Here is a 13,994-nt window from a genome sequence, read left to right on the forward strand (position 1 = left end):
ACTGAGGTCTGTTTAGATAAGGAATAATTAAATACTGGTTATGTGTAGTTTATGTATTTAATTAAAAAGAAATAAAATTGTTTATTAGAAATATGCTTGAAATTAATGAAAGTTGTTTTTGGTAAATGGTTTAAAATCAGTTGGATGTATTTTAAAGCCAGCGATAAATCTCTATTTTAGTTGGAGTTGATAAATATTAATATTAGTAACCAATATAATCTTATAATTAAAGAAACTTTTGTTTCGGATTTTAAAAATAATATTTGGTACTAAGCTTGTTGATCTTAACCATTTAACGAATAACAAACAGTTTACAGGGAGTTAGGGGGAATGTGCGTTTTCTTGTGAGTTTTAATAACTGAGTAATTGCTGGGATACTTGCTCATAAATTTTCATTAGTCGGATTGCTATGATTCTAAAAAGGTTATTGCTGTTGTTTTTTTTATTCCTTGCGATGAATGCGCATGCCCAGCAGGATGCACAATTTTCGCAATACATGTTCAACGGTATTTATATAAACCCAGCTTATGCTGGATATAAAGAGCAGTTAAACATGCATTCTTTCTACCGCAGTCAATGGACCGGAGGATTGGAGGGACATCCCGAGACTTTTAGCTTCGCACTTGATGCCATTGCTAACAATGGAAATGTAGGCCTTGCTTTTACTTTGTTAAAGGATAAATTAGGTGCTGAAAGTACTTTGGCAGCCTATGCCAACTATGCTTACCGATTAAAAGTAGGAGATGTTTCGCGTCTGGCCTTTGGTTTAGGAATAGGTATCGCTCAATATGGCCTTGATGGAACTATGTTAGAGTCGTATTCTCCCAATGATCCCAGCGTTCCTAATATGATGCAATCGGTAATTGTACCCGATATCAGGGCCGGTATCTATTATTCGTCCGACAGGTTTTACGCAGGGGCTTCGGCCGATAATTTAATCGGTAAGTACTTAAATTACACTAAAGATCCCTCGATATTAATTCCTACCAAAATGCCCCACTTTTATTTAACGGCAGGTGGTTTAATTCCGGTCTCAAAACAAGTCTTGTTAAAGCCTTCCTTCATGCTTAAAAATGAATCACACGGACCGGCCAATTTGGATATAAACACTTTTGTATTATTTAATGAGCGGTTATGGTTAGGAATGTCTTACAGAACAGGTATTGGGGTTTGGAACAAGCAAAATTTACAAGATAATCTTTCAACGACCGACGCATTGGTTGGTTTAGCTGAAATATATGTAACAGACAGATTGAGAATTGGTTATGCCTACGATTTTTCGTTTACAAAGTTTAAGGATTATAACTATGGTACCCATGAAATTTCTATGGGATATTCGTTCATACCAAAGAAAATTCGAATGCTAAATCCAAGGTATTTTTAATCAGAAAGAGCAGGCAAGTGCACTATAAATAGATGAATCATGATAAGACGTTTTACATACCTTATAATCAGCTTTTTGCTACTTGGTTGCCAATATGTGTTTGCACAGGCTACATTGCGTGAAGCTCAACGTCAGGCCGAATTACTGAATTTCAATGATGCCATCAATTTATATGAAAAGGCATTTGACAAGCGGGAAACTTTAATGGCGGCACGAGGGCTTGCCGATAGTTACCGCCAGCTGCATAATTACCCATTTGCCGAAAGCTGGTACGCTAAAGTGGTTCAAATGGAAGGCCATGAGCCCATGGATCTTTTCTATTATGCCGAAGCTTTACAAAACAATTCTAAATATCATGAAAGCAAGCAATGGTACCTGAAATATAAAGAAGAAGCTGGTGAGGAGGTTCTATCCAACCTAGAACAATTGATCAGTGCCTGCGATTCAGCAGGCTACCGCATGCAGCATCCGGTAAATTTTGTTTTCAAATTAGATACTTCCCTCAATACACTGCAAAGTGATTGGGGGGCTTTCCCCTATAAAAATGGTATTGTTTTTACTTCCGACAGGATTATAAATCAAAAGGCAAGCAAAAAACCGATTCTTTTTTTTGATGCCAACAATACCTTAAAAAAAGATGTGTCGGGCTGGACTGGTTTACCTTATCTCAAGTTATTTTATTCAGAAAGAAAAGGAGAAAAATGGGATGAGCCACAGGTGTTTTCAAATACCCTCAACGGTAGTTTCCATAACGGCCCGGCAAGCTTTTCAAAAGATGGGAAAGAGGTATATTTTACGCGTACCAGGGAAATAAAAAATAGCAAGGCTTATACACATGACAAACGAAAGCAAAAGGATTATACGATAAGGCTTGAAGTGTACAGCTCTAAATTGGATGAACAGACCAGTAACTGGTCCGAACCTCAGCCTTTTGCCTATAATGCCCCTTTGGATTATTCGGTAAGTGATGCCTGTTTAAGTGCTGATAGCAAATACCTCTATTTTGCATCGGATATGCCGGGCGGAGAAGGTATGTCGGACCTGTACTACTGCAAACGCCAAAGTGATGGATCATGGGGAAAACCAGTTAATTTGAAAGGATTGAATACGGCAGGAACCGAACGCTTTCCAAGTTTCGATAATGAGAATAATCTGTATTTCGCAAGCACAGGGTTTGGAGGTATGGGAGGCCTCGACATTTACCGTGCTGGTTATTTAGATGAAAATAAATGGGCAAAAGCCCAAAATATAGGCTATCCGGTTAACACTCCACAAGATGATTTTAATATAGTGTTTGCAGCTGATGGTAAAAGTGGCTATTTATCAAGCAACAGAGACGGAGGGAAAGGGATGGATGATATTTACCAGTTCACAAAAAAAGAACTAATGTTTAAACTGGAAGGAACTGTGGTGAATAAGAAAACGGGTGTTCCTTTAAACAATGCTATTGTAACACTTTACAATAAAAAAACGAATACAAATATAAAGGCTCCAACTGATGCTAAAGGTGCTTTTGCATTTAATCTGGAAGAAAACAGTGAATATACTGTTACCGCCGAAAAAACCAATTTTATTACCTCTCGCAAGGACAGTTTGAGTACAATAGGGTACACCGAATCAAAAACCTTGCACGCCAAACTATCATTAGGTATTGATTCGATTGAGTTGTATAAAGGAATCAGGTTGGATAATATTTACTACGACTTTAATAAATGGAACATCCGTGCCGATGCTGGCCCTGAACTGGATAAGTTAGTTCAGGTGATGACTGATAATCCAACAATGATCATTGAATTGAGTTCGCATACTGATTCGCGGGGAGCTGATAGCTATAACCTGCAATTGAGTCAGAAAAGAGCGGAAGCTGCGGTGAACTATATTATTTCAAAAGGAATTGATACTAAACGTATAACAGCCAAAGGCTATGGCGAAACCAAACCTGTAAACAATTGCGGTAATGGAACCAACTGTTCTGAAACAGAGTTTCAGCTAAACCGCAGAACAGAGTTTGCAATCTTAAGGTATTAGATTCAATACAAATAATAGCGTTTATAAGTCCCTGGATATTAATTAATCCGGGGATTTTTTGTATATAATATATTTGAGATTCATCCTTGAAACAGCAAATGTTTTCCGTTAACTTAATAGTAAGTCATTGTATTGATCGTTAACGGTTTTTCCATCTGCTTGGCGTTGCTTTCCCTAAACATTTCAAATTACTTATATACTATTATGAAAACATTTACATGCCTAATTAAACCCGTTTTAATTTTTATTCTACTATTTACATCAATAGAAACCTATGCAAATAGTAAAAACGTCCAATCATCACTTCAGGTTGATCCCATTTGTGTAAGCATTGAAGGGGCAACGGTTATTGAGCCTGATGAAGGAAGCAGTACGGTAACACTTAATCTCACGTTGAACCGGATCTCTAACCAAGCCGTTAAGGTGCATTATTCCACCACTTCAAGAGCAATTGATCCTTATTTTCCAGAAAATTATAATGCAACTGCTAAGTGGGACCTTGATTTTACCGGAGTTGGTGGATATGTAACTTTTTATCCTGGTGAGTTAAGCAAACAAATAAGTGTGGTAGTAAAAGGAGATAAAATAGATGAAGACGACGAATTTTTCTATGTCCATTTAACCCATTCAAGTAACGCGGTATTATGTAACAGTGAAGTAGCGGTTTTAATTATTGATAATGATAATCCTCCTGTTTTAGCTGTGAACGATATGGCTGTTAAAGAGCAGGATGAAGGTCAGGTCCAAATGAAGTATTATGTTAATTTATCCAGCCATAGCGGGAAGGAAATAAGTTTTGAATATTTCACCGAACAAGGTACAGCCAGGGCCGGTTCGGATTATATAGCAAAATCAGGCAAATTGATTATTCCTCCGGGACAAACCAGGGCCGAATTTGTAATACCTGTACTGGGAGATACCGAAATTGAACCAACGGAAAAATTTAAGGTAAAGATTTTTAATGCTCAAAACGCCGTTCTATCAAAAAACGAACTGAATGCCACCATTTGGAATGACGATGGCACTTTACCGGCAATTAATATTACGGGCTCTGCAGAAGTGCAGGAGGATGCGGATAGTGTTGTTTTTTATATCACCTTAAGCAAACCCAGCACAGATACTGTAAAAGCAGATATTAAAACCAATTCAAATTCGGGTTATGGATTTGCGACACCTGATCTTGATTTTAATACGTTAGATCAACGCCTTGTTTTTTTACCCGGTGAAACCAGTAAAGCCGTTGCAGTTTATATTCTTGAAGATACTTTAAGTGAGCCTAACGAGGTATTCAATGTCTCTTTAACAAATTTCATTAATTCCGGACATGGACATTCAGTAAGAGAATGTAAAATACTTGATAGTGAGTCTATAACGCTTATTCAGTCGCCGTTGATTGTGCAAAAAGCCGAAGATAATGGCAATGTCTTCATTAAGTTAAATTTATCAAGACCAGCGCCAGATACTGTAAGAGTTCAGTATGCTACGCAGGATAGTACCGCAATAGCAGGACAAGATTATATTTCTGAATCCGGAATAGTAACCTTTTTACCCGGTCAAACGGAACAATCCATTTCTGTAGCAGCTATCTTAAACACAGGTGCAGAAAGTACCGAATACTTTTTTGTCAATTACACAGCAGCAACAGGGGCGGTTTTAGCTAACAACAGAACTACTGTTGCTGTATATGACTTTTACGATAAACCATCTCTCTATACCGAAGTTGGAAAATTAAACGTAATAGAGGGAACAGGTGGTATTACAAATGTTGATGTTAAAATTTTGCTAAGCCATCCAACACATTTGCCTGTTCCTGTTTACCTATATGTGGGTGGAAGGCCTGGGATATATGGTCCTGATGCTGTGAATGGATCTGATTACGAACAAATTAAAGACACCATAACAATTCCTGCTGGAGATACCTCCATACTCTACACCGTTAAAGTTATAGCCGATAATTTATATGAACCCGAAGAGGTGATTCAGTTAAATGTTGACCCGATAGGTGATGTAGCATTGCCTTCGGGAGGTATTGATTCTGATTTATATCTCTACATTGAAAACGATGACAATCCTCCGTTAATTTATATTGATGATGTTTCAATACCCGAAGGGAATGCGCCAACATATGTAAATTTTAAGGCAAGGCTCGATAAACGAATAGCGACCATTGTAAGAGCTAATATAACGCCAGTTGTTAACGGAATAGAGCAGAGCCCGTTTGAAATATCAGCTGAAAACTTCACATCAGGGAATAGTATTGATTCACTAATAGAGTTTTCTTACCTGGTCAATGGAGATTTAATTATAGAACCGGATGAAACAATTGTGTTCAAACTTTCAAATCCCTATGAAAGCACTATAGGAGACAGTACCGGAATTATCACTTTATTAAATGACGATGGCAGTTCGTTAAAGGTAACAGTTAATGTACCCGACAGTATTGTTGCTAATGAAGGCGAGGACTTTTATTTAACTTTTTTTCTTACAAATCCGCTAGATGCAAGCTTTAATTATTCTACCGAAAATGGAACTGCTATAAATGGTTTAGATTATCAAGCTGATAATTCTACTGCTAATTTCTTCTCGAATACTCTTCCTGATTTTTCTTATAGTTATGGCTTTGGTACTTATACAGATGATCTAATTGAAGGAACTGAATATTACTATATCAACCTCTCAACCCCTTCTAATCCAAATTTAATTTTAACAAATAATCGGGTAAAAATAGTGTTGATGGACAAAACTGAACCTTCGGCTAGATCAGGCTCATCCTCTATATCCTCCGTAGATGAAAAGAATAGCAGATCCAAGATCACCAATGTGTTCACCCCCAATGGCGATGGAATTAATGACCTGTTTGTAATTCCTAATCTCGAAACTTCCGTAAATGAATTGCAGGTCTTTAACAAACAAGGAATGCAGGTTTATAAACGATCAAATTATCAAAATGATTGGGATGGTCAGGGCTGCGCCGATGGCACCTATTTTTACTCCTTAAAACTCCAAAAGGCTTCAGGAGAATATGAAGTTAAAAAAGGTTATATCACTCTTATAAGAAGTCTAAAGTAAGCTAAACTTTAACTCTTTATACTATGAATGCGCTCTATTTAAAAGTACTCGTTGGTCTCTTTTTTATGCTAACGGGTACTATTTTTAATTGTTCAGCACAGCTTTCCTGTTTAACGGTAAACGATATTGCTGTAACTGAACCCGACAATGGAGGTGGCTCCGCCAGCTTTAAAATAAGCCTGAGTACCCCCAGCACACAGGAAGTAACGGTGTATTACTCCACTTCAAATGGTACGGCCAGTTCGAGGAACGATTATACAGCTGCTTCGGGCTATTTGACCTTTCAACCAGGTGAAACCACTAAATTCCTTTTCTTATCCATTGCTGGAGATCTGCATGATGAGTATGACGAAACATTTTATCTTAACCTCAGCAATGCAACAAATGCCACTATTTGCGACAATAAAGGTACTGCTACTATTTTGGATAATGATGCTCCTCCAACAATGACTATTAGTAACATGGCAGTTCGGGAACAAGATTCTGGAACGGTGAAGGTGAAATTTTTGATTCAGTTAAGCAATTGGAGCTATAAGGACATTACTTTTGATTATGCCACCATCAACGGTACAGCTACAGCAGGCTCCGATTACCAGGCATCCAGCGGAACATTTACCATACCTGCAGCCCATATCAGATCCGAAATCGTAGTAACCTCTTATGGCGATACCACGAAAGAAAGTAATGAAACTTTCACCGTCAATTATTCAAACCCAGTGAATGTTCAATTGACGAACACTTCTTCTTCAGCTACCATTTCAAATGATGATTTGCAGTACCCGGTAATCTCAATCAAACCATATCAGCAAAATGTATCTGAGTCGACAGACAGCGTTGTTTTTGATCTCAAACTAACCCGCAAAGGTTCAATTCCTTTAAGTGTGAAAGTATCTACGCCTTATTCAAGTTTGTCTTCTGAAGTTGAAGCCAAGCCCAATATTGATTTTTTTCCACTGGATACAACCATTACTTTTTTACCCGGAGAACTTGTAAAGCCAGTAAAACTGGCCATTATAGATAATGCCGTGGATAATATTGATAAACGGATTTTGGTGTGGCTTTCTAGTCCTCAAAATGTGATACTTGATGGATATCAAACTTCTGAAGTTTGGATTAAAGATGATGAAGAAGCAGTTACTATTAGTGTACCTGACAGTATTATTGTTTCAGAGGGCGGGGCAGCTGTGTTAAATTTTACTCTTTCAAGTCCGGTAAATGTAACTTTTGATTATTCTACTGAAGATGGAACCGCTGTGAATGGTTTGGATTATTCTGCTAAGCAAGGGCCCCTTACATTTTATTGGTATTCACCAACCACTTATCCTCTTTATTTTTTTACAACCAACGATGAAGTTTTTGACGGGAAGGAATATTTCTATATCAATCTCTCAACTCCCTCTGATCCCAATGTAATTTTAACTAATAATCGAATAAAAGTAATTGTTAATGAAGCCACGCGGCCTACGGCCTCTTTTACAGAGCCAAGTGTAATTGAAGGTGGAGCAGGGGACACTACCGATTTAATTATTCAGGTAAAGCTGAATTTTCCTTCACCCAATAAGTCTAAGTTTATCTATCGAGTTTTTGGTGATATAGAAGATCATTATGATTTTACTGCAGGACCTATTGCGAGACCAGGGGTCGAGTATATATCAAAGATTGATAGTGTGGTTTTTATGCCTGGAGATACGGTGAAAAATATTATTGTTAAGGTGCTGGGTGATGATATGAAAGATGGGAGTGATATTGAGAACGTTTTAATAAAATACATTAGTGTAGAAAATGTTATTGTACCCGGTTATTATCCCGTAAACTCTCCTTTCATAGCCTTAGGGAAAATTATAGATGATGACGATCTGCCCACCATCAGTATAGACAGCATTAGTGTTGTGGAAGGAAATAGTGGCACTACCAATGCTGTTTTTACCCTTAATTTAAATCATCCCAATGAAGATCAGGTATATGTTGATGCACGATTAATTGATGTTTCAGCCAGTAAAGCATCCGATTATAATGACTTGAATGTTTCATATGTTTCTTTTGAAAAAGAAGCAACCAGTAGCCAATTAATAGTTCAAATTAAAGGAGACATCCTCGCTGAACTCAATGAAACTTTTAAAATTGTTCTTTCCAATCCGCAGAATGGAATTTTATCAACCGATTCTATAGGATTAGGTACCATTATAAATGATGATGCTGTTTCATTGCCAATTATCGGTGTTGAAACAGAATCAGTAAATGAATCGACTGGAATATTGAATTTTAAGGTAAAGTTAAATGAACCAGCCCAACAGTCTATCAGTGTTAATTATACTACAGCCGATTCAACAGCATTGGCAACACACGATTATACTGCTGCATCCGGAGTATTAAATTTTGCAATTGGTGATAGTGTGAAAACAATATCCATAACACTTATTGATGATGATCAATGGGAGGTTGATAATGTTTTTAATTTGAAACTGAGTAACCCAATAAATGCAGCTTTTGGAACTCGTCAAGCAATGGGAACAATTTTAAACGATGATGAACCACGATATAATTCTACTGTTATAATCTCTGATGGGTTTCTTTATTCTAATGGTACTTACAATTTTATAGTCAAGCTAGTGTTTCCTAACAACCACACAGTTACAGTTGATTATTCAACTGCTGATGGAACAGCGGCTGCTGGTAGCGATTATTCACCTGCTTCCGGAACATTAACTTTTTTGCCTGGTCAAACAGAGAAAACCATATCAATCACTCCGGTAGCTCCTACAAGCGGCGAAGGCGATGAATATTTTTATGTGAATTTAAGCAATCCTGTATATGGAGTTTTTGTTGATAGTGTTGGAATAGCAGCTATAAGAAATAATAGTTTCCTCAAACCTTACCTAAGTTTTAATAATTTATGGTATATGGTCAATGAAGGAGATGAGAGCGATACTACTGATATGGTTATGACACTTTCATTATCTGATCCTTCTTCATTACCGGTAATTATGGAATATACTACTGTCTTTAATAGAGACGATTTTCGAGCTTTCTTTGATGACGATTATATTCCATCTATAAATGAACGGATAACTTTTGCGCCCGGAGAGACCTCAAAAAATATAATTATTAAAGTTATTGGAGATAATTCCGAAGAAATAGATGAGGAATTTAAATTGTATCCAACATTAGTAATAAACGCTACATTGAGTTTCGATTATGTAAATGGTCAAATCTTAAACGATGACGGCAGCTCATTAAGGGCATCCTCCCTTTATTCCGTGGAAAACTCAAAATCTTCAGCTAAAATCACCAACGTGTTCACCCCCAACGGTGATGGTATCAATGACCTGTTTGTAATTCCTAATCTCGAAACCTCCGTAAATGAATTGCTGGTCTTTAACAAACAAGGAATGCAGGTTTATAAACGATCGAATTATCAAAATGATTGGGATGGACAAGGCTGTACCGATGGCACCTATTTCTATTCCTTAAAATTGCAAAAGGCTTCAGGCGAATATGAAGTTAAAAAAGGTTATATCACTCTTATAAGAAGTCGAAGGTAAGCTAAATTTTAACTCTTTATACTATGAACGCGTTATCTGCAAAAGTGCTAATTGGCATCTTTTTTATGCTAACGGGCACTGTTTTTAACTGTTCAGCACAGCTTTCCTGTTTAACAGTAAACGATATTGCTGTAACTGAACCCGACAATGGAGGTGGCTACGCCAGTTTTAAAATAAGCCTGAGTTCCCCAAGTACGCAAGAAGTAAAGGTGTATTACTCTACCTCAAATGGTACGGCAAGTTCGAGGAATGATTATACTGCCAATTCGGGTTATTTGACCTTTCAGCCTGGCGAAACCGTTAAATTCCTTTTCATAGCGATTAACGGAGATCTATATGATGAGTATGACGAGACCTTTTATCTTAACCTAAGCAATGCAACAAATGCCACAATTTGCGACAATAAGGGTACTGCCACCATATTAGATAGTGATGCCCCGCCCACCATGACCATCAGTAATATGGCTGTTCGGGAACAAGATTCTGGAACGGTGAAGGTGAAATTTTTGATTCAGTTAAGCAACTGGAGCTATAAGGATATTACTTTTGATTATGCCACCATCAACGGTACTGCTACAGCGGGCTCCGATTACCAGGCGGCTAGCGGAACTTTTACCATACCTGCTGCCCATATTCGGGCCGAAATAGTGGTCACCTCCTACGGCGACACCACCAAAGAAGAAAATGAAACCTTCATCGTTAACTATTCAAATCCGGTAAATGTTCAACTGACCAATACTTCTTCTTCAGCCACCATTTGGAATGACGATCTGGAGTTTCCGGTAGTTTTGATTTCTCCTTATCATCAAACTGTTTTGGAGTCGGTTGATAGCGTTGCTATGAATTTAAGATTAACCAGAAAGGGAAATATCCCATTAATTGTTAGGTTAATGTCTTTTTATGGAAATCAACCCTGGATAGTGGATGAAGCAATTCCGGATGTTGATTACGTTGCTCTTGATTCTCTTGTAACTTTTCTTCCGGGAGAACTTTCGAAACAGATCAAGTTTAAGATCATTGACAACGCGATCGATAATCATGATAAGTTTATTCATATTGTGATGCTTGAGCCTCAAAATGGAATATTAGATGGACTTATTGATGCTGGTATTGATATTATAGATGATGAGAATAACGTAATGATCAATGTTCCGGATAGTATCGTAGTGTCCGAAGACTGGAACAGTTTTATTCTACAGCTATCAAGTTCGACCCCTATTTCAACTAATTTAAGTTACAGTACCGAAGACGGCAGTGCAGTTGCAGGATCAGACTATGATCAAAAGAGTGGAAATTTGACCTTCAATAATTTTGATAAGTTCTTCTTTGATCTAAATGTGATCAAAACGGATGACTTTGAACAAACCGAATACTTCTATGTTAATTTTTCTACACCAACCGATCCAAATATTTCATTATCACGGAATCGAACCAAGATCATTATAAAAGATACTACAAAGCCTACCGCTATTTTTAGCGCGCCCAGTGTAATTGAAGGTAACAAAGGTGATACTACTGATGTCAACTTTCAGGTGAAATTGAATTTCCCATCGCCTAAAAAAGTAAAAATTGAGTATGCTATGGATAGTTATGTGACCGAAAATGTTGGAGGAGGTATCATAGCTGATTCTAACATCGATTTTATTCTTAAGAGTGACAGCGTGGTTTTTATGCCCGGCGACACAGCTAAAGTAATAACAGTTCGAGTTATTGGAGATGATACGGATGAAAATAATGAACAGATCTTTGTTTTAGCCAGAAACGAAGAAAATGTAATACTAAATAGAAATACTGGAGACCCTTACTGGGGAGATGTCGCAAGAGGAAATATTATTGATGATGATGATACCCCATCAATAAGTATAAGTGATACGACCATAATTGAAGGGGATGATGGAGTGAAAATGGCTTATTTTAGAATTTCATTGAGTAACCCGAGTCAGTGGGGGGTGTTTTTTAAAGCCAGGCTTGAGGATCTATCAACTGCAAAAAGCAAAGATTATAGAGATACCTTAAATTATGATAATAGAGGGTATATGTATGTTGGTCTTAGCATTCCCCCTTACAGATTATTACCTATCCCTATAATTGGTGATACACTACCAGAGATCAATGAACGATTTAAAATTCTTATTTCTGAGATTCAAAATGCTATTGTTACCGACAGTATTGCGATCTGTACAATAATAGACAATGATACGGCTCCAAATGAGGTAATTGGATTAGAAACGCAATCGGCAAAAGAATCTGCCGGTATTTTAAATGTTACTGTTTTATTAAATGAACCTGCCTCACAGCCAATTAGTGTTGATTATTCCACTTCAGATGGCTATATAAGCGGTCAGGCCAATTACGTGCCTGTTTCAGGGACGCTAAACTTTGCTATAGGTGATAGTGTTAAATATGTACCGGTTACCCTTTTAAATGACACTATAATTGAAGGCGATGAATTCTTTAATTTTAATTTAAGTAATGCTTTAAATGCACAAATAAGTACCCCTCAAACGAGAGTATGGGTTTTAGAGGATGCAGACGATATACTATTTTTTGATTCAGGAATTCAATTTGCCCGGGATCCTTACTATGCTAGTGACACATTAATGGTCTTCAAGGTCAACTTATTACAACCTAATAATCATACTGTAAAAGTTGATTATACAACCGTTCCCGGAACCGCTACTGAAGGGAGTGATTATAGTTCTACTTCAGGAGTATTAACCTTTTTACCAGGTGAAACAATTAAGGAAATAGCTGTCAAATATGATCCAGCATCGGCGGATGAGGGAGATGAATATTTTTACCTGAAGTTAAGCAACCCAATATTTGGTCATTTTGTAAGAGACTACTTTCTTGATGAAGACAGCATTAAAAGAGTCTTTATTTATGATCACCTCACTCAAGGCCGTCGAAGTGTATCGATGCGAAGAGATAATTATATCTGGATACATGAAGGCAACAGTGGAGATACAACATTGATTTCCGTTCCATTATATCTTAATGGCGGTCCTTCTATTCTACCAGTAACCGTTGAATTTAAAATCATCTATAATAATGACTATCCTGGAGCATTTAACAATGATCTTGTTTTTGATGATGGTCCTAGGGTAACTTTTGCTCCGGGCGAAACGCAAAAGGATATGGTTTTTAAAGTAGTTGGAGATAATGATTTTGAATTTGATGAGTACTTTACTGCTTACCCCGTAAACGGGATCAATGGTAGTCCACCGGAAGGGGATATAAATGGTTATATTTTAAATGATGATCCTCCATTAGAAGTAACTATTGGTAACGATGTTACAATAACAGAAGGAGATGATGGTATTAAGAAACTTGTTTTTGAAGTATATACTAAGAATTTGCCAAACTGGGGGATAGGAAATCCTATTCCAGCTGCCGTTGGTTTTGAAGTAATTGATGTGACCACCTCTAAGCAGGTTGATTATTTTATTTATGGTGGAGGTGTATTTGGTGAGCTTTCCGATACTACTTTCATAATAATAGATGTGCGGGGAGATACTATTAATGAAGGTGACGAATCATTTATTGTTAGACTGCTGCCTTCATATTACTTTATTGCAGGAGAACGGTTTGAAGCTATTGGTACCATCCTCAACGACGATGGTCCAGTTTTTTTAACCTCTTCAGCAGTGTCCACAGAAAACCTAAAAACTCAACCTAAAATAGCCAATGTTTTTACCCCAAATGGCGATGGCATCAACGATTTGTTTGTTATTGATGGAGTGACAAATGCCCAAAATGAACTTATTGTTTTTAATAAAGAGGGTACTCAGTTCTTTAAACGCAGCAATTATCAAAACGATTGGGATGGTCAGGGCTGCGCGGATGGTACTTATTATTATATCCTCAAACTAAAAGACCAGGATGGAGGGTTTACAACTAAGAAGGGATATATAACTTTAATAAGAGGGTTCAGATAGTTAAAAAAATCAAACCTTACGATTGTTTTTAAA

At 37.2% G+C, this 13,994-nt stretch carries 5 protein-coding genes; all 5 read left to right on the forward strand.

Annotation, left to right across the window (positions count from 1 at the left end; translation table 11 throughout):
* The first annotated feature begins 409 nt into the window (after positions 1-409).
* The 5 genes from C3K47_RS16195 to C3K47_RS16215 all read left to right on the forward strand — a co-directional run bounded on the left by C3K47_RS16195 (position 410) and on the right by C3K47_RS16215 (position 13,961).
* Complete coding sequence (locus C3K47_RS16195) at positions 410-1,384, forward strand: PorP/SprF family type IX secretion system membrane protein (protein ID WP_103790209.1); 975 nt, start codon at positions 410-412, stop codon at positions 1,382-1,384.
* A gap of 39 nt (positions 1,385-1,423) precedes the next feature.
* Positions 1,424-3,412 carry an OmpA family protein gene (locus tag C3K47_RS16200; protein ID WP_103790210.1) on the forward strand — a complete coding sequence of 663 codons (1,989 nt, stop codon included), beginning with the start codon at positions 1,424-1,426 and terminating at the stop codon, positions 3,410-3,412.
* A 204-nt stretch (positions 3,413-3,616) separates the two neighbouring features.
* Positions 3,617-6,481: a Calx-beta domain-containing protein gene (locus tag C3K47_RS16205; RefSeq protein WP_103790211.1), complete on the forward strand. Its 2,865-nt coding sequence runs from the start codon at positions 3,617-3,619 to the stop codon at positions 6,479-6,481.
* 23 nt (positions 6,482-6,504) lie between these two features.
* Positions 6,505-10,023: a Calx-beta domain-containing protein gene (locus C3K47_RS16210; RefSeq protein ID WP_103790212.1), complete on the forward strand. Its 3,519-nt coding sequence runs from the start codon at positions 6,505-6,507 to the stop codon at positions 10,021-10,023.
* Positions 10,024-10,046: 23 nt separating this feature from the next.
* On the forward strand, positions 10,047-13,961 hold the full coding sequence (locus C3K47_RS16215; protein ID WP_103790213.1) for a Calx-beta domain-containing protein: 3,915 nt from the start codon (positions 10,047-10,049) through the stop codon (positions 13,959-13,961).
* The last annotated feature ends 33 nt before the right edge of the window (positions 13,962-13,994 follow it).

Source organism: Solitalea longa (genome assembly GCF_002920915.1).
GTDB classification, from domain to species: Bacteria; Bacteroidota; Bacteroidia; order Sphingobacteriales; family Sphingobacteriaceae; genus Solitalea; species Solitalea longa.